Annotated in this window: 15 protein-coding genes; 10 read left to right on the forward strand and 5 right to left on the reverse strand. The window is 65.9% G+C overall.

Annotated features, from left to right (window positions below):
* Window positions 1–210: 210 nt before the first annotated feature.
* The 4 genes from AC3WJR_RS17895 to AC3WJR_RS17910 all read left to right on the forward strand — a co-directional run bounded on the left by AC3WJR_RS17895 (window position 211) and on the right by AC3WJR_RS17910 (window position 6,082).
* Window positions 211–1,938 (forward strand): DEAD/DEAH box helicase, encoded by a 1,728-nt coding sequence (locus AC3WJR_RS17895; RefSeq protein ID WP_354282857.1) that lies wholly within the window; start codon window positions 211–213, stop codon window positions 1,936–1,938.
* A gap of 304 nt (window positions 1,939–2,242) precedes the next feature.
* The gene (locus tag AC3WJR_RS17900) at window positions 2,243–3,541 is read left to right on the forward strand and encodes a 3-methyl-2-oxobutanoate dehydrogenase (2-methylpropanoyl-transferring) subunit alpha (RefSeq protein WP_492726686.1); all 1,299 of its coding nucleotides are present in this window, start codon (window positions 2,243–2,245) and stop codon (window positions 3,539–3,541) included.
* A 163-nt stretch (window positions 3,542–3,704) separates the two neighbouring features.
* Entirely contained in the window at window positions 3,705–4,712 is a 1,008-nt protein-coding gene (locus AC3WJR_RS17905; RefSeq protein WP_010162350.1) for an alpha-ketoacid dehydrogenase subunit beta, read from the forward strand.
* A complete protein-coding gene (locus tag AC3WJR_RS17910) occupies window positions 4,712–6,082 on the forward strand; it encodes a dihydrolipoamide acetyltransferase family protein (RefSeq protein ID WP_492726688.1) in 1,371 nt (456 codons plus the stop codon). Before AC3WJR_RS17905 ends, AC3WJR_RS17910 begins: the two co-directional genes overlap by 1 nt.
* Before the next feature lie 71 nt (window positions 6,083–6,153).
* Here the strand turns inward: AC3WJR_RS17910 and AC3WJR_RS17915 are convergent, their stop codons facing one another.
* Window positions 6,154–6,819: a nitroreductase gene (locus tag AC3WJR_RS17915; protein ID WP_492726689.1), complete on the reverse strand. Its 666-nt coding sequence runs from the start codon at window positions 6,817–6,819 to the stop codon at window positions 6,154–6,156.
* A 101-nt stretch (window positions 6,820–6,920) separates the two neighbouring features.
* On the opposite strand from AC3WJR_RS17915, the gene AC3WJR_RS17920 reads away from it, so the two are divergent.
* From AC3WJR_RS17920 to AC3WJR_RS17935, 4 genes are all read left to right on the forward strand, one after another.
* The gene (locus AC3WJR_RS17920) at window positions 6,921–8,093 is read left to right on the forward strand and encodes an acetyl-CoA C-acetyltransferase (RefSeq protein WP_492726691.1); all 1,173 of its coding nucleotides are present in this window, start codon (window positions 6,921–6,923) and stop codon (window positions 8,091–8,093) included.
* Window positions 8,094–8,234: 141 nt separating this feature from the next.
* Window positions 8,235–9,017 (forward strand): SDR family NAD(P)-dependent oxidoreductase, encoded by a 783-nt coding sequence (locus tag AC3WJR_RS17925; protein ID WP_492726693.1) that lies wholly within the window; start codon window positions 8,235–8,237, stop codon window positions 9,015–9,017.
* A complete protein-coding gene (locus AC3WJR_RS17930) occupies window positions 9,018–9,443 on the forward strand; it encodes an acyl-CoA thioesterase (RefSeq protein WP_492726695.1) in 426 nt (141 codons plus the stop codon).
* A 505-nt stretch (window positions 9,444–9,948) separates the two neighbouring features.
* Window positions 9,949–11,400, forward strand: coding sequence for a DEAD/DEAH box helicase (locus AC3WJR_RS17935; protein ID WP_492726696.1), 1,452 nt, complete (start codon window positions 9,949–9,951; stop codon window positions 11,398–11,400).
* 78 nt (window positions 11,401–11,478) lie between these two features.
* Here AC3WJR_RS17935 and AC3WJR_RS17940 read toward each other — a convergent pair whose 3' ends face one another.
* The 4 genes from AC3WJR_RS17940 to AC3WJR_RS17955 form a co-directional block, all read right to left on the reverse strand.
* Window positions 11,479–12,309: an aldo/keto reductase gene (locus tag AC3WJR_RS17940; protein ID WP_492726698.1), complete on the reverse strand. Its 831-nt coding sequence runs from the start codon at window positions 12,307–12,309 to the stop codon at window positions 11,479–11,481.
* A 2-nt stretch (window positions 12,310–12,311) separates the two neighbouring features.
* Entirely contained in the window at window positions 12,312–13,292 is a 981-nt protein-coding gene (locus AC3WJR_RS17945; protein ID WP_492726700.1) for an aldo/keto reductase, read from the reverse strand.
* A 169-nt stretch (window positions 13,293–13,461) separates the two neighbouring features.
* Window positions 13,462–15,210, reverse strand: coding sequence for a ubiquinone-dependent pyruvate dehydrogenase (gene poxB / locus AC3WJR_RS17950; protein ID WP_492726701.1), 1,749 nt, complete (start codon window positions 15,208–15,210; stop codon window positions 13,462–13,464).
* A 30-nt stretch (window positions 15,211–15,240) separates the two neighbouring features.
* Window positions 15,241–15,759, reverse strand: coding sequence for a hemerythrin domain-containing protein (locus AC3WJR_RS17955; RefSeq protein WP_492726702.1), 519 nt, complete (start codon window positions 15,757–15,759; stop codon window positions 15,241–15,243).
* Window positions 15,760–16,003: 244 nt separating this feature from the next.
* Here AC3WJR_RS17955 and AC3WJR_RS17960 point away from each other — a divergent pair, with 244 nt between their 5' ends.
* Window positions 16,004–17,467 (forward strand): phospholipase D-like domain-containing protein, encoded by a 1,464-nt coding sequence (locus AC3WJR_RS17960; protein WP_492726704.1) that lies wholly within the window; start codon window positions 16,004–16,006, stop codon window positions 17,465–17,467.
* Window positions 17,468–17,556: 89 nt separating this feature from the next.
* Complete coding sequence (locus AC3WJR_RS17965; RefSeq protein WP_492726705.1) at window positions 17,557–18,360, forward strand: universal stress protein; 804 nt, start codon at window positions 17,557–17,559, stop codon at window positions 18,358–18,360.
* Window positions 18,361–18,576 lie beyond the last annotated feature (216 nt).

Consider the following 18,576-nt stretch of genomic DNA (forward strand, 5'->3'; position numbering starts at 1 on the left):
AGGTTCTAATCCCCTCCCTGGAAGGGAGGGGCCGGGGGTGGGGCGCTCGCCGTATCGCGGCATGCCCTCCCAAAACAATCCGCCCGCCGCATCACGCCGCCGCCAAACCCCAAGAAAACCCCTTTTCCACACCCCCCGTGCATTTTGCCCACGCCCGTGCTAGGGAGCCGCTCTGGCGCGCGCCTCCGCCGCCCCCATATTCGGAATACCATGCCCTTTACACATCTCCCCACGCTTCTTGCCGAAGCGCTCTCCGCCCGTGGCTATGCCGCCCCCACCCCAGTCCAGGCGTCGGTTATCGAGCCGCAGGCCGAGGGCCGCGATCTGATCGTTTCCGCGCAGACCGGCTCGGGCAAGACCGTCGCCTTCGGCCTCGCGATCGCCCCCCAGTTGCTCACCGAGGACGAAGGGCGCCTGCCGCCGCCCCGCGCACCGCTCGCGCTCGCGATTGCGCCGACACGCGAGCTCGCGCTCCAGGTCAGCCGCGAGCTCGAATGGCTCTACGCCAAGGCCGGCGCGCGCATCTCGACCTGCGTCGGCGGCATGGACGCCAGCCGTGAGCGGCGCTCGCTCAGCCACGGCGCGCATATCGTCGTCGGCACGCCGGGCCGTCTGCGCGATCACATCGAGCGCGGCGCGCTCGACCTGTCCAACATCAAGGCGGTCATCCTCGACGAAGCCGACGAAATGCTCGACATGGGCTTCCGCGAGGATCTCGAGCTGATCCTCGACGCCTCGCCCGAGGGACGGCGCACGCTGCTGTTCTCGGCGACGATGCCCAAGTCGATCGTCGCGCTGGCAAAGCGCTACCAGAAGGATGCGCTGCGCATCTCGACCGTCGGCGAGGACCGTGGTCACGGCGACATCAGCTATCAGGCGGTGACCGTCGCGCCCGCGGATATCGAGAACGCCGTCGTTAACCTGCTCCGCCTCCACGAAGCCGAGACTGCGATTCTGTTCTGCGCGACGCGCGACAACGTCCGCCATCTCCACGCCGGGCTGATCGAGCGCGGGTTCGCTGCGGTCGCATTGTCGGGCGAGCATAGCCAGAACGAGCGCAACAGCGCGATGCAGGCGCTCCGCGACAAGCGCGCGCGTGTCTGCGTCGCGACCGATGTCGCTGCGCGCGGCCTCGATCTGCCGTCGCTCAGCCTCGTCGTCCACGTCGAGCTGCCGCGCGATGCCGAGACGCTCCAGCATCGTTCGGGCCGTACCGGTCGTGCGGGCAAGAAGGGCACCGCGATCCTGATCGTGCCGTATCAGCGCAAGCGCCGCGTCGAAATGATGCTGCGCGGCGCGCGGATCGCGGTCGAATGGATGAACGCGCCGACCGTCGACGACATCCGCCAGGCCGACAAGTCGCGGCTGATGACGATGCTGATGGAAGACGTCGAGATCGACGAGGACGATCGCGCATTGGGTGCGCAGCTGCTCGAGAAGAAGACTCCCGAGGAGGTCGCCGCGGCACTGGTGCGCAGCTATCGCGCACGGATGCCTGCGCCTGAGGAAATGATCGAGGCGAGCGGCAGTGCCGGGTCGTCGCGCGAAGCGGGCAAGGAGCATCATCGCGATGGCTTCGACGACGTCGTCTGGTTCCGCATGGACATCGGCCGTCGCCAGAATGCCGATCCGCGCTGGATCCTGCCGCTGATCTGCCGTCGCGGTCACATCACCAAGAACGAGGTCGGTGCGATCCGCATCGCCGCGAACGAGACGATGTTCCAAGTGCCGAGCGCGATCGCGAGCAAGTTCATGTCCGCGGTCAAGCGCACGGAAGGCCAGGAAGCAGAAGGCGCGGTCCAGTTCGAGGCGGTCCAGGGCGGCCCCGAACAGGCCGAACGCGCGCCGCGTCGCGCGAACGGGCCTGCACCGGTGCGTCACGCACCGCGTCCGACGCTGCGTCCGGCCGGTGGCGCACCGCGGCGTCCGCGTTCGTAACGCCACTTCTTACTCGAGGAATCTCTGAGAATCACTTCCCCGGCGAAGGCCGGGGCCCAGTAGCGAAGGTTGATGTAACAGAGGGAAACACTCTCCGTTCAACGGCTCGCTACTGGGCCCCGGCCTTCGCCGGGGAAGGTCGTAAATATCGCAGCACGAAACTCCAACCGCTCAGACCATCGCGGAATTTTCTCCCCCACGCGCACACCCCCTCGCCAAGCGCCGCGAAATTTTATAACAACGCCGCGCATAGAACGAATCTGCCCGCTGGCCGTTGGTCAGAGAGGCAACGCTTGGAGAGAATATGGCGCGCGACCCGGTCCCGGCCCATCTGAAGAAGAACCTGCCGCCGCTCTCGCTGTATGTGCCCGAACCCAAGTTCCGGCCCGGCGACACGGTCGACTTCACCCAGGTCCCGATCCCCGCCGCCGGCGAAACCCGCCGCCCCGAGATCACCGACAACGCCCAGAGCTTTACCGATCTGGCGTACCAGCTCGTCCGCGTGCTCGACGAGGACAACCAGGCCGTCGGACCGTGGAACCCGCGCCTCACCCCCGACATGTTGCGCGCGATGTTGCGCAGCATGGCGCAGGTCCGCGCGTTCGACGAGCGCATGTTCCGCGCGCAGCGGCAGGGCAAGACGAGCTTCTACATGAAGTGCACCGGCGAGGAAGCGGTCGCGGTCGCTGCGGCCTATGCGCTGGATTACGAGGACATGTGCTTCCCGTCCTATCGCCAGCAGGGCCTGCTGATCGCGCGCAACTGGTCGATGGTCGACATGATGAACCAGATCTATTCGAACAGTGCGGATCGGTTGCAGGGCAAGCAGTTGCCGATCATGTATTCGGTCAAGGAAGCCGGCTTCTTCTCGATCTCGGGCAACCTCACCACGCAATATCCGCAAGCCGTCGGCTGGGCGATGGCGAGCGCGGCCAAGGGCGACACGCGGATCGCGGCGACCTGGTGCGGCGAGGGTTCGACCGCCGAGGGCGACTTCCACTCGGCGTGCACTTTCGCGAGCGTCTACCGCGCGCCGGTGATCTTCAACGTCGTCAACAACCAGTGGGCGATCTCGTCCTTCTCAGGCTTTGCGGGTGCGGAATCGACGACCTTCGCGGCGCGCGCGGTCGGCTACGGCATCGCCGGCCTGCGCGTCGACGGTAACGATGCGCTCGCGGTCTATGCCGCGACCGCCTGGGCAGCGGAGCGTGCGCGGACCAACCAGGGGCCGACGCTGATCGAGCATTTCACCTATCGCGCCGAAGGCCATTCGACCTCGGACGATCCGGGGCAATATCGCTCGGCGGGCGAACCGACCGCATGGCCGCTCGGCGACCCGATCGCGCGGTTGAAGGCGCATCTGATTGCGCTCGGCGAATGGGACGAGGAACGCCACGCGGCGCAGGACAAGGAGTTGGCCGAAATGGTCAAGGCCGCGCAGAAGCAGGCGGAGGCCAACGGCGTGCTCGGCCACGGCCTGCACCAGCCGCTCGATTCGCTGTTCGATGGCGTGTTCGAGGAGATGCCGTGGCATCTCAAGGAACAGCAGGCGCAGATGATCGCCGAGGAAACCGCCAGCGGCCGCCCATGGGCGCGCAAGTGATGGGTGCCCGGCTGAGCGGCGCAGCCAACACGTCCCTCTTCTTCCTTCGCGTCTTAGCGTCTTTGCGTGATCAGGACTTTTTCACGCAAAGCCGCAAAGCCGCAAAGAAGGTTTTTAAGGCCGCAAGTGCGGCGGGTGCAGCAGCATGACCGATTCGACTCGCATGAACATGATCCAGGCGATCAATTCCGCCATGGACGTGATGATGGACCGCGACCCCGACATCGTCGTGATGGGCGAGGACGTCGGCTATTTCGGCGGCGTGTTCCGCGCGACCGCCGGGCTCCAGAGCAAATACGGCAAGACCCGCGTGTTCGACACGCCGATCACCGAATGCGGCATCATCGGAGTCGCGGTCGGCATGGGCGCATACGGTCTGCGTCCGGTCCCCGAAATCCAGTTCGCGGATTACATCTACCCCGCGCTCGACCAATTGGTCAGCGAGGCGGCAAGGCTCCGCTATCGCTCGGCGGGAGAATTCACCGCGCCGATCACGGTGCGCTCGCCGTTCGGTGGCGGCATCTTCGGCGGGCAGACGCACAGCCAGAGCCCCGAGGGCATCTTCACGCACATCTCGGGCGTGAAGACGGTGATCCCCTCGACCCCCTATGACGCCAAGGGCCTGCTGATCGCGGCGATCGAGGACAATGATCCGACGATCTTCTTCGAGCCCAAGCGAATCTACAACGGCCCGTTCGACGGCCATTGGGACAAGCCCACGCAAAACTGGTCGCAGCATCCCGCGGGCGAGGTGCCGACCGGCTATTACAAGATCGAACTCGGCAAGGCGAAGGTCGTGCGGCCCGGCGAGGCGCTGACGATCCTCGCTTACGGCACGATGGTCCACGTCGCGCTGGCGGTGATCGCGGAGGCCGGGGTCGATGCCGAGGTGATCGACCTGCGCACTTTGGTGCCGCTCGACATCGAGACGATCGCGGCGTCGGTGGAGAAGACCGGGCGCTGCATGATCATCCACGAGGCAACGCGGACCAGCGGGTTCGGCGCGGAGCTGTCGGCGCAGGTGCAGGAGCGTTGCTTCTACCACCTCGAAGCCCCGATCGAGCGCGTCACCGGGTTCGACACGCCTTATCCGCACAGCCTTGAATGGGCGTATTTCCCGGGTCCGGTCCGGATCGGCGAGGCGCTCAAGAAGATTATGAAGGACGCATAATGGCACGCTTTACCTTCAAGCTCCCCGACATCGGCGAAGGCATTTCCGAGGCCGAGATCGTCGCCTGGCACGTAAAGGTCGGCGAACGTGTCGAGGAGGACCAGCAGGTCGCCGACATGATGACCGACAAGGCGACGGTCGAGATGGAATCGCCGGTTTCTGGCGTGGTGGTCGAACTCGCCGGCGAGGTCGGCGACCAGGTGTCGATCGGCGCGGCGCTGGTGGTGATCGAGATGGATGCCGATGCTGACGTATCGGCGGAGGAAGCGCCCGCGTTGCGCGTGGACGAGCCCACGGAGCTCAAGGCAGCGCTGCCGAGCGCGGAGCAGGTCGAGGTCGCGCAGCAATATGAGGCAGAGAATCCCGGCGTAGAGGAAGTCGTCCCTTCTTCTCCCTCTCCCCTCCGGGGAGAGGGCCGGGGAGAGGGGGACGCATCAACGAACGTCTCGCTCGGTAACCCAAGACAGCCCCTCTCCCCGACCCTCTCCCCTGAAGGGGAGAGGGAGAAAAAGGCCGTCCTCGCGTCCCCCGCGGTCCGCGCGCGCGCGGCGGATCTCGGCGTCGATCTCTACCAGATCAAGGCCGAGGGCGACCGCATCCGCCATAGCGATCTCGACGCGTTCCTCCGCTACGGCAGCGGGCAGGGCTATCACGCCCCGCACGCCTCCAACGCCCGCCCGGACGAGGCGATCAAGGTCATCGGCATGCGCCGCCGCATCGCCGAGAACATGGCCGCGTCCAAGCGCGCGATCCCACACTTCACCTATGTCGACGAGATCGACGTCACCGCATTGGAAGCGATGCGCGCCGACCTCAACGCCAACCGCGGCGGGCGCCCCAAGCTGACGCTGCTCCCGCTGCTGATCGTCGCGATCTGCAAGACGATCCCGGCGTTTCCGATGCTCAACGCGCGGTATGATGACGAAGCGGGCGTGGTCACGCGCCACGGCAGCGTCCACTTGGGCATGGCGACGCAAACCGACGCGGGCCTCACCGTCCCCGTCATCCGCGACGCGCAGGACCGCAACGTCTGGCAGCTCGCGACCGAGATTGTGCGCCTCGCCGAGGCAGCGCGCGCGAACAAGCTCGCGCCGAACGAAATGGGCGGCGGCACGCTGACCGTCACTTCGCTCGGCCCACTTGGCGGGATCGCGACGACGCCCGTGATCAACCGGCCCGAGGTCGCGATCATCGGCCCGAACAAGATCGTCGAGCGGCCCATATTCGTCGGCGACGAGATCGTGCGCGCCAAGCTGATGAACCTGTCGATCAGCTGCGACCACCGCGTGGTCGATGGCTGGGATGCCGCAAGCTTCGTCCAGGCGCTGCGCAAATATCTGGAAACGCCGGTCCTGCTCTTCGCGAACTGAGGGGCAGGGGCGGCGATGCCTGCCCTGTCCGTCATTCCCTTACAGATGGGGCTTGACGGACAGGGGGCGGCTCAGTCATGCACCGTCAGCCATTCCGCCGGATCCGCGCGTTCGGTGCGCAACGCGTTCGCCGGGTCCGCGGTATCCTCAAAGCCGATCGCCATTCCGCAGAACAGCATCCGTTCCGCAGGCATCCCGATCGCCGCGTCGACCGTGTCGGGATACATCGCCCAGCATTCCTGCGCGCAGGTCGCCAGCCCCGCCTCGACCGCGAGCAGCATCACAGTCTGCAGATACATGCCCAGGTCCGCCCATTGCGGCGGCCCCATCCGCCGGTCGACGCTGCAGAACAAGGCGGCGGGCGCGCCGAAGAACTGAAAGTTGCGCGCGAACCACAGCCGCCGCGCCGCCTTGTCCTCGCGCGGGATGTCGAGTTCGCCGTACAAAGCCTCGCCGACCGCGAAACGCCGGTCGCGATATGGCGCGACCAGTTCGGGCGGGTAAATGGCGTAGGCCGGCTCCTCGGTCTCGCCGCGCCATAGCTTGGCGGCGATCGATTCCTTCAGCGCAGCAAGCGGTGCGCCGGTCAGCACGTCGATATGCCAAGGCTGGAGATTGCCCCCGGTCGCCGCCCGCGCGGCCCTGGTGACGATCCCGTACAGCACCGCCGGATCGACCGGCGTCGGCAGGAATCCGCGTACCGATCGCCGCGCCGCGATCGTTTCGCTGACGGTCATGGAATGTCCTTTCGAGCCTTGGGTATGCAACCGCACTCTTGCCCGCCGCCGCCATTCAGGGCAAGACAGTTGCAAAATACAACCCTTATGGAGAGTCGAGCATGGCCGAGGCCTATATCGTGGACGCAGTGCGCACCGCCGGCGGCAAGCGGGGCGGAAAGCTCGCCGGCTGGCATCCCGTCGACATGGCGGCGTCGGTGCTCGACGCGATCGTGGCGCGGACCGGGATCGACGGTGCTGCCGTAGACGACGTGATCATGGGCTGTGTAATGCAGGGCGGGCAGCAGGCGGGCCAGGTCGGGCGCAACGCGGTGCTAGCGGCGAAGAATTTGCCCGACAGCGTCCCCGCCGTCTCGATCGACCGGCAGTGCGGCTCGTCGCAACAGGCGATGCAGTTCGCCGCGCAGGCGGTGATGTCGGGCACGCAGGACGTGGTGATCGCGGCTGGCGTCGAGAGCATGACGCGCGTGCCGATGGGCACCACCGCGACGCTGTTCATGAAAGAGGGGCTGGGCAACTACAAGTCGCCGCTGCTCGAGGAAAAATACCCGGGCCTGCTGTTCAGCCAGTTCATGGGTGCTGAGATGATCGTCAGAAAGCACGGCTTCACCCGCGAGCAGCTCGACACCTTCGCGGTCGAAAGCCACCGCCGCGCCGCCGCCGCGACCGAGCGGGGGGCGTTCGACAAGGAGATCCTCGCGCTCGACGTCGAGACGCCCGACGGCATCATCAGCCATCGCACCGACGAAGGCATCCGTGCGGACGCGACGCTGGAGAGCATCGGTTCGGTCAAGCTGTTGCAGGAAGGTGGTAACATCACCGCGGCTAACGCCAGCCAGATCTGCGACGGCGCATCCGCTGTGATGATCGTCAGCGAACGCGCCTTGAAGGAGCATGGGCTGACCCCGCTCGCGCGGATCGTCAACCTGACGGTTACCGGCGGCGACCCGGTGATCATGCTCGAAGAACCTTTGTTCGCGACCGACCGCGCGCTCCAGCGTTCGGGGATGAAGATCGCGGATATCGACCTGTACGAGGTCAACGAGGCGTTCGCGCCGGTGCCGCTGGCGTGGCTCAAGCATACCGGCGCGGATCACGCGCGGCTCAACGTCAACGGCGGCGCGATCGCCTTGGGGCATCCGCTCGGCGCTTCGGGCACCAAGCTGATGGCGACCTTGGTCCATGCGCTGCACGCCTCCGGCGGGCGCTACGGCTTGCAGACGATGTGCGAAGGCGGCGGGATCGCCAACGTCACGATCATCGAACGGCTCTAATCTCACTTAGCCCCTCCCCTTCAGGGGAGGGGTTGGGGTGGGGCAGTCCAGCAGGGCAAACCTCTCTGCGAGGCACGCCCCACCCCCCATCCCCTCCCCTGAAGGGGAGGGGCGTGCTCATTCCAAGGGAGGGACCCCAACATGAACCTAGACTCCACCACCGCCGCCGTCGTCACCGGCGGCGCATCCGGCCTCGGCGCCGCGACTGCGCGCGCGCTTGCCGCCAAAGGCGTCAAGGTCGCGATCTTCGATATGCAGACCGAAAAGGGCGAAGCGATCGCCGCCGAAATCGGCGGCACCTTCTGCGAAGTGAACGTCACATCCGAGGAATCGGTCGACGCAGGCTTCGCCAAGGCGCGCGCGGCGCACGGGCAGGAAGCGATCCTCATCTGCTGCGCGGGCACCGGCAATGCGATGAAGACCGCAAGCCGCTCGAAGGAAGACGGCAGCATCAAGCATTTCAGCCTCGCCGCGTTCGACTGGCTCATCCAGATCAACCTCGTCGGCACGTTCCGCTGCGTCGCCAAGTCGGCCGCAGGAATGCTGACGCTCGAGCCGGGTCAAGACGGCGAACGCGGCGCGATCGTGATGACCGCAAGCGTCGCCGCCGAGGACGGGCAGATCGGCCAGGCGGCCTATTCCGCGTCCAAGGGCGGTGTCGTCGGGATGACGCTCCCCATCGCGCGCGACCTGATGGGCGAAGGGATCCGCGTCAACACCATCCTCCCCGGCATCTTCGAGACGCCATTGATGCAGGGCGCGCCGCAGCAGGTGAAGGACAATCTCGCCGCATCGGTGCCTTTCCCCAAGCGGCTGGGCAAGCCCAAGGAATATGCCAAGCTCGCGCTCGCGATGGTCGAGAACAGTTATTTCAACGGCGAGGACGTGCGGCTCGACGGCGCGATCCGGATGGCGCCGCGCTGAATGGGACGGCCCGATCCTGCGCGGCTGGACCCCGCGCATTATCCGCACACCACCACGATCCAGACACGGTTCCAGGACCTCGATGTGCTCGGCCATATCAACAATGTCGCGATGGCGGCGCTGTTCGAAAGCGCGCGCGTGCGCTTTAACCGGTCGCTCGATCTGGCGGGATGGTCGGGGCATCGCTGGCTCGTCGCGCGGGTCGAGATCAACTATCTCGCTGAAGGCTATTTCCCCGATGACGTCGAAGTCGTGACCGGGATCGGCGAGGTTGGCAATCGCAGCTGGCAGATCCTGTCGGCTGCGTTCCAGCGCGGGGCGTGCATCGCGACCTGCGACGTCGTGATCGTGATGAGCGCAAGCGGCGGGCTGACCACGCTGGCGGATGATTTCCGCGCCGGGCTGGAGGCGAACCGGGTCGGCTGATCGTTAAGCCCGTCACCCCGGCACAAACCAGAGTTCTGCGGCGAGCGTTCTGCAAAACCGCCCGTCATCCTGAACTTGTTTCAGGATCCAGCCCTCCGCGAGTCCGGACCAGGCCTGCTGCGCGGTGGATGCTGAAACAAGTTCAGCATGACGGCAGCCTTTGGGGCGAGGGGTGACGATCAAACCGCCGATTGCCTTTATGCAGAGGTCTCGCAAAGGTCCGGGCCGCCGCGTTTGACAGCAACTGAAGGACATGAAGACAACGGCTCCGACCTCCGCCGGGATCACGGCCGCGCCCGCGCCACCCCAACCTTGACTTCCGCCCCCGCCTCGGCCATATGGCGGCCATCGAAGCGTCATGCAGCGTGATCGGACTTTATCGTCCCAGCTCCGCCTCGGTCGTTACCAAACGGACTTCCCTTTTCACGCGGGGTGTCAAATCCTCCCCCCGCCATCCGCGCGTCGAGAACGTGCGTCCATGGCACATGCAATGGAATACACTTTCATGTCTTTCGCACATCTCGGCCTTGCCGAGCCGCTTGTCCGCGCGCTCGAAGCAAAGGGCTATACCTCCCCCACCCCGATCCAGGCGCAGTCGATCCCGATGCTGCTCGAAGGCCGCGATCTGCTCGGCATCGCGCAGACCGGCACCGGCAAGACCGCCGCGTTCGTGCTGCCGTCGATCCAGCGCCTCGTCGCCGCCGACAAGCGCGTCCTGCCGACGCATTGCCGCATGCTCGTCCTCGCGCCGACGCGTGAGCTCGCCAGCCAGATCGCCGATAGCGCGCGCGATTATGCGAAGTTCTCGAAGATGACCGTCGCGACGGTGTTTGGCGGGACCAGCATCAACAAGAACCGCCAGGACATGAGCCGCGGCGTCGACATCCTCGTCGCCACGCCGGGCCGTCTGCTCGATCTGATCGAGCAGCGCATGGTCAGCCTCGCGATGCTCGAGATCCTCGTGCTCGACGAAGCCGACCAGATGCTCGACCTCGGTTTCATCCACGCACTGCGCAAGATCGTGAAGATGCTGCCGCGCGTGCGCCAGACGTTGTTCTTCTCGGCAACGATGCCGAACGCGATCCGCGAGCTCGCCGACCAGTTCCTCACCGATCCCGCAACCGTCAAGGTCGCGCCCGTGTCGAGCACGGCCGAGCGCGTCGAGCAGTACGTCTATTTCGTCAACCAGGGCGAGAAGCAGGCGCTGCTCACCATGCTGCTGGCGGATGGCGCGATCGAGCGTTGCCTCGTCTTCACGCGGACCAAGCATGGCGCGGATCGCGTCGTGAAGCTGCTGGGCGCGAACGGCATTCCCGCCAACGCGATCCACGGCAACAAGAGCCAGCCGCAGCGTGAGCGCGCGCTCGGCGAGTTCAAGACCGGCAAGGTCAAGGTGCTGGTCGCGACTGACATCGCGGCACGCGGGATCGACGTTTCGGGCGTCAGCCACGTCTTCAACTTCGAGCTTCCCAACGTGGCAGAGCAATATGTCCACCGCATCGGCCGTACCGCGCGCGCCGGCGCATCGGGCATCGCGATCAGCTTCTGCGCCGATGACGAGCGGAGCTACCTGCGCGACATCGAGAAGCTGACGCGCGTCAAGCCCGACATGGTCAAGCTCCCCGAGGGCTTCATGGCCGAAGCGGCGCGCATCAAGGCAGCACGCCCGGCGGGTTCCGACGTCAGCGATCGTCCGCGCGACGAGAGCGGTCGTCACCGTGCGCCGCCGCGCGCAACGCATGCCGCCCGCCCGACCGGCGAGCGTCCTGCTGGTGGCAGCCGTCCCTACAGCGCTGGCGGCGCAGGTCGTCCGGCGGGTGGCGCAGGCCGTCCGGCAGGCGCTGGTCGTCCGGCCGGTGGTGGTCGTCCGGGTGGCAGCGGCCGTCCGGCGGGCGGTGGTCGCCCGGCTGGCGGCGGCGGCGGTGGCGGTGGGCGTCGTTCGCCCGCGGCTGGCTGAGGTTTCTCGGCCTGAAGGATTAGAAAGCGGTCGGTCCTCCCGAGGACCGACCGCTTTTTCTTTGCGCCCTCGCCGCGATCACAGCATTTCGAGCGGGCGTGGTTTCCTGGGGCGCGGAAACGCCGCCTCCAGCCGCTCCAGCAACACCGGACAGAGCACGAGTTCGAGCGCGGCGTGATTGTCGCGCACGTGTGCAACCGACCCCGCCTTGGGAATCGCGATCATCGACGGATCGCGCAGCACCCACGCAAGCGCCACCTGCGCAGGCGTCGCATCGAATTCGGCGGCGATCGTCCGCAAGGTCGCGTTCCCGAGCAACCGCCCCTGTTCGACCGGGCTATACGCCATGGCCGGAATTTGATGGTCGGTCAGCCACGGTAGCAGGTCGAGCTCGGGTCCGCGCCGCGTCAGATTATAGAGGATCTGGTCGGTCGCGCACGCGGCACCACCCGCCGCGTGCAGCTCGGCCATGTCGTCGGCATCGAGGTTGCTGACTCCCCACCGCGCGATCAGCCCCTCCGCGACCAGCTGCTCCATCGCCTCGACCGTCTCGGCCAGCGGCACCGGGCCACGCCAGTGGAGCAGGTAAAGATCGAGTTGTTCCACTCCGAGACGCGCAAGGCTCGCCTCGCACGCCGTGCGCAGCCGCGCGCGCGACGCATTTTGCGGCAGCGCCTTGCTGACGAGGAACACCTGATCGCGCATGTCCGCGATCGCTTCGCCGACCAGCGTCTCCGACCGGCCATCGCCATACATTTCGGCGGTGTCGATCAGCGTCATCCCCCGCTCGATCCCCTCGCGCAGCGCGGCGATCTCGGCTGCGCGCGTCTCGGCGGAATCCCCCATGTTCCACGTGCCCTGCCCGAGCGCGGGGACCATCGTGCCATCGGGCAGTGCGACCGTCTTCATGCTCATACGAAACCGACCACTGCGTGCGGCACATAGGGTTCCTCGAGCCGTGCGATCTCGTCCTCGGTCAGCCCGATCTCGAGTGCCGCAATCGCATCGTCGAGATGGCCGGGCTTGGACGCGCCGACGATCGGCGCGGTGACTTCAGGCTTGGCGAGCACCCAGGCGAGCGCGATCTGCGCGCGCGGCACGCCGCGTTCCTTGGCGATCTCGGCGACCCGCTCGACCACGCGGCGGTCCGCGTCGGCGGTGTGGCTGTAAAGCGTCGCGCCGAATTCGTCGGTCTCCGACCGGTTGGTCGCTTCATCCCAGTCGCGCGTCAGGCGACCGCGCGCCAGCGGGCTCCACGGGATCACCCCGATCCCTTCCGCCTCGCACAGCGGCAGCATCTCGCGCTCCTCCTCGCGGTACAGCAGGTTGAGATAATCCTGCATCGTCGAGAAGCGCGTCCAGCCATTCGCATCCGACACATGCAGCATCGTGGCGAACTGCCACGCGTACATCGACGACGCGCCGATGTAGCGCGCCTTGCCCGCCTTCACGACGTCATGCAGCGCTTCGAGCGTTTCTTCGATCGGAACGTCGGAATCGAAGCGGTGGATCTGGTATAAATCGACGTAATCGGTGCCAAGACGGGTCAAACTTGCGTCGATTTCGGTCATGATCGCCTTGCGACTGAGCCCCGAACCGTTCGGACCGGGGCGCATTCGGCCGTGCACCTTGGTCGCGATCACGACTTCCTCGCGCCGCGTGAAATCCTTGAGCGCGCGGCCCACGATCTCCTCCGACGTGCCGTCCGAATAGACGTTGGCGGTGTCGAAGAAATTGATCCCCGCCTCGACCGCCTTTTGCAGGATCGGGCGGCTGGTCGCTTCGTCGAGCGTCCAGGCGTGGTTGCCGCGATCGGGAATGCCATAGGTCATGCACCCGAGGCACAGCCGCGAGACGTCTAGGCCGGTCATGCCGAGCTTGAGATAGTCCATCGCTTTTTCCTTCAGAATAAGACTGTTATTGGAGTATTTGGGACGCGGTACGCTGTAGTCTGTTTCCAACGCGCTTCCGTTCTCCCGCGAAAGCGGGAGCCCAGGGTCGCAAGCGCCAACCAGCGTCGTTCTGCGCAACCCTGGATTCCCGCCTTCGCGGGAAAACGGCTCAGAACAGGGTCTTCAACAGGCCGACGTTGGTCTTCCCCAATTCGATCACCGAGTCGCCGCGCCCGCTGAGGATCGCCTTCGCCATATACAGCGTGAAGCCCTTCATTTGCTCCAGCGTGATCTTGGGCGGCATCGACAGTTCGTCGCGCGCGGTCACCGCATCGAGCAACGCAGGCCCGGGATGATCGAGCACCTCGCGCACGCCGCGCGCGAGATCGCCCGGGTCGGTGACGCGCACCGCGTACATCCCCATCGCGCGCGCCATCGCCGCGAAATCCGGGTTGTCGAGCGCGACGCCCGTTTCGACCAGCCCCGCCGCCTTCATCTCCATCTCGACGAAGCCGAGCGTCCCGTTGTTGAAAACGACGATTTTCACCGGCAGCCCGAGCTGGCGAACCGTCAGCAACTCGCCCATCAGCATCGCGAGGCCCCCGTCACCCGACAGCGACACGACCTGCCGCCCCGGCGATGCCGCCTGCGCGCCGATCGCCTGCGGAAGGGCGTTCGCCATCGACCCGTGGTTCCACGATCCGATCAGCCGGCGGCGCCCGTTCATCTTGAGATAGCGCGCCGCCCACACCGTCGGCGTACCGACATCGGCAGTGAACACCGCATTCTCGGTTGCCATCTCGCTCACCAGCCGCGCGACATGCTGCGGGTGGAGAATCCCGCTGCCGGGCTTGCCATCCGCCAGCTCGTCGAGATCCTCACGAGCTTTTACATAACTTATCAATGACTTGTCGAGGAAGTCCCGATCGCGCCCATCGCGCAGCTGTGGCAGCACCGCCTCGATCGTCGCGGCAACATCGCCAACCAGCCCCAGATCGATCGCGGTCCGCCGCCCGAGGTTCTCGGGCCGAAGGTCGATCTGTGCAACCTTCGCTTCGTTCGGAAGGAACTGGCGATACGGAAAGTCGGTGCCGAGCATCAGCAGCGTGTCGCACGCCATCATCGCGTCATAGCCCGAGGCAAAGCCGATCAGCCCGGTCATCCCGACGTCATAGGGGTTGTCGTATTCGACCCATTCCTTGCCCCCGAGCGCATGCACCACCGGCGCCTGCAACGCAGCAGCCAGCCGGATCAGCTGCGGATGCGCGTCGCGGCAGCCCCGCCCGGCAAGGATCGTGACCTTGCCCGCGTCATTGAGCAGCGCCGCCAGCTTGGCGATCTCGCCCGCAGCGGGCGTAATGACGGGGGCAGCCGGCAACAACGCATCCGCCGATCGCGCGAGCGTCCCCGTCGTCGTGCGCAAGGCAACGTCGCCCGGAATCGCAACAACCGAAACCCCGCGATGCCCCACCGCCGCACGGATCGCGGTGTCGAGCGTGCGCGGCATCTGGTCCGCGTCGTTGATCGTCTCGCAATAGACGCTGCACTCGCGGAACAACGCCTCGGGCCGCGTCTCCTGGAAGTAGTTCGAGCCGATCTCCCCACTCGGCACCTGCGCCGCGATCGCCAGCACGGGGACGCGCGTCCGGTTGCAGTCATACAGCCCGTTGATCAGGTGCATATTCCCCGGCCCGCACGATCCGGCGCACGCCGCGAGCTTGCCGGTCAGTTGCGCCTCGGCCCCGGCGGCGAACGCAGCGGCTTCCTCGTTGCGGACGTGGATCCATTCGATCTTGCCCTGCGCGCGGATCGCTTCGGTCAGCCCGTTGAGGCTGTCGCCGACCACGCCGTAGATCCGTTCGACCCCCGCAAGATGGAGCGTCTGGGCGAACAAATCTGCGATCGTAGTCTTCGACATCGGGTTTCTCCTGGGGAGGGAGGGCAGGGGTTACTTCTTGGCGTGGTCCGCGAGCCACTGGTCCGGGTCCTTGTCGACCGGCTTGACCCCGGTGATGTGCGCCGCGCTGAACGCCGCGAACTTGACCGCGAGATCGTGCCGCTCGTCGAGCGTCGCATGCTCGCGGAAGTCGGTCAGGCCCTGACGTTCCTCTTCGGCAAGGTGATCGCCGTTTTCCTCGTTCGCCTTGCCGACCGCCTCGAACCACGCGTCCGACCCGACCTCTTCCTTGTTGACCGCGCTCGACGCGTCGCGGATCGCGTTGTGATCCTCGATCGCATCTTCGGTTTCCTCTTCGGCGCTGTCCGCGTCATTGCCGCCGGTGCCGATCTGCATCAGCCGCGGATAGAAGAAACGCTCCTCCGCCTCGGCATGCGTATCCAGCAGCGCATTGAGCCGCCCCCAGATGGCGCTGAGCGAGTCGATGTCCTTGCGGTCGATCTGCTCGATCTGCGCGAACAGTTTGCGGATCTGGTGGTGGTCGTCGAGGATCAGGTCGGTGATGTCCATGAAGCAACTCCTTGATGGCGATGTCGCGCAAGTTTGGCGGTGGGAAGAATGCCGATCGTGCAGTGCACGGGGTCGAGCGCTCAAACACGCGAGCCAGCCATCCGGTCCCAAGGTGCAACCGAAATTCGCGGCGGGCCGCCGGGCTGACGGGGGCGAAGCGAAATTCTTGACTCATCCCCGCCGGTTTCGCGTAAGGGCGCGACATGGATCGTTTCTCCCGTCCGCGTCCGGCCGCGCGCCGTTCATGACCGACACTAGCACCGAGTCGCTTCGCCCCGGCGACACGTGCTGGCGGATCGAGCAAGCGACCGCCGCGGCGGTCATCGTCGATGCTGACGATTATTTCCGCCACGCGCGCTCGGCGATGCTCAAGGCGCGCAAGCGGATTATGCTGATCGGCTGGGATTTCGACGCACGGATCAAGCTCGGCACCAGCGACGAAGCGCGGGATGCGCCGTCACGAGTCGGGGATTTCATCCTCTGGCTGGTGGACAATAATCCCGAGCTCGAGGTGTTCCTGCTGCGCTGGGATCTCGGCGCGATGAAGACGCTGTTCCGCGGACGCACCTTGTTCACGGTGATCAAATGGATGCGCCACCCGCGGATCCACACCAAGCTCGACGCAAAGCATCCGCCCGCCGCATCGCATCATCAGAAGATCGTGGTGATCGATGATTGCTTCGCTTTCTGTGGCGGGATCGACATGACCGGCGATCGCTGGGACACCCGCGAACACCGCGATGACGAACCCGGCCGTCGCCAGCCCAATGGCAAGCCCTACAAGCCGTGGCATGATGCCACCACCGCGCTGACCGGCCCGGTCGCGGCGGCGCTCGGCGATCACGCCCGGATGCGGTGGGAGCGGGCAGGTGGCCACCCGATCGAGCGCGTACGCGGGGGCAGCGATTGTTGGCCGGACGCGCTCGAGCGCCACTTCGGCGAGGTAACCGTCGCGATTGCGCGCAGTGCACCCGAAATGCCCGATTGCGAGCCGGTGATCGAGATCGAACGCCTGTACCTCGAGCAGATCGCTCGCGCGAAACGGTCGATCTACGCCGAAAGCCAGTATTTCGCGTCGCGCAAGATCGCGGAGGCGATCGCCAAGCGGCTCGACGAACCCGATGGTCCGGAGATCGTGCTGATCAATCCCGTGTCCGCGCAAGGCTGGCTCGAACCGCTCGCGATGGATACCGCACGGGCGCGGCTCTACGAGACGTTGCGCCGACGGGATCCGAACCACCGGTTCCGTATCTACCACGCGCATACCGCGGGTGGGGAAGCGATCTACGTCCATGCCAAGATCATGATCGTCGACGATGTCAGCCTGCGGGTGGGGTCGTCGAACATGAACAACCGCTCGATGCGGCTCGACACCGAATGCGACGTGACGATCTCGACCGCCAGCCCCGGGAACGAGCAATACGGCCCGGTCATCACCGGTATTCGTGACGGGTTGCTCGCCGAACATCTGGGGTGTACGGTGGAACAGGTCCGAGCGAAGCTCGCCGAGACGGGGTCGCTGATCGATACGATCGAGGCGCTGCGGGGGCAGGGCAAGACACTCCGCCCGTATGAGACGCCCGATCTGACGGTCGTCGAGGCGTGGCTTGCCGACAACGAGGTGCTCGATGCCGAAGGGCCGGGTGCCGCATTGGAAGGCATTGCCAAGGGCGGATTGCTCCGACGCTTGGGGCGCCGTCGGCGCTGACCACGGTACTGCCCTCCGTACTTTTCCCGATTCTCTGTCTCTGCCGCGCGCCGTAGCATTCATGGCGATGCTGACACGGGAGACGGTCGATGAAGAATATTCTGGTGCTTGTTCACGACGATGACGGCCAGGAAGCGCGGCTACAGGTCGCGTTCGATATCGTCCGCGCGGTACGCGGGCATCTTACCTGCGTCGATGTCGTCACCGTCCCCGTGTTCGTCGGGGAGTATATGGGGGTAGGCGGCGACGCATTACTGCTCGAAGACGAGAAGGCGCGCGAATCGCGCAATGCCGTCGCGCTCAAGGCGCGGCTTGAGCATGAAGATGTGCCTTACGACTGGGTCGATGCAACCGGTGACCCGGCGACGTGCATCCGCGCGGCGGCGAAACTTGCCGATCTGATCGTGGTCAACCGTCGGCTCGACGGAAGCTGGTATCCCGACATGAGCGAGATCACGGGTGAACTGGTCGCCAAGGGACGCCGGCCCGTCATCGCTGTTCCCCAGGGCGCATCCCGTCTGGACCTGAGCGGTAACGTGGTGATCGCGTGGGACGGATCGGACTCGGCGGAGGCGGCGATGCGTGCCGCGCTGCCGCTGCTTGCGTTTGCCGCATCGGTTACATTGCTCCAGGTCGATGACGGGTCGGTCAAGACCCCTGCCGTGGAGGCTGCGCGCTATCTCTCGCGCCACGGGATCGAAGCGAGCGTCCAGATTGAGGATGGTCGCGGCCGCAAGGTGACCGACATCGTGCGCACCGTGCTCGCCAGCCGTACGGCAAGTTACCTCGTCATGGGCGGGTTTGATCATCCACGCTGGGTCGAATCGATGTTCGGCGGTACGACCGACACGATGATCGATCACAGCCCGGTCCCAGTGCTACTGGCCCATTAATTTTGCGGGTGTCCCCTCGACCGGCTGACACGGGCAGGGAGAGGGGGCCACAACGCCCGTAAGACGCTTTTGCCGCATGATTGAAAGAAAAGTGCAAAAAAGCGTTTGACCGAATCAGGGACCCCGCCTAGAGGGGTGTCACCGCAGCGACGGACCGGACGGTTCGCTTCTGCAGTCACCAGATCCTCGGCGCTCGGTTCGCCCTTTGAAAGAAGG

The organism is Sphingomonas sp. FW306-05-A (assembly GCF_058782275.1).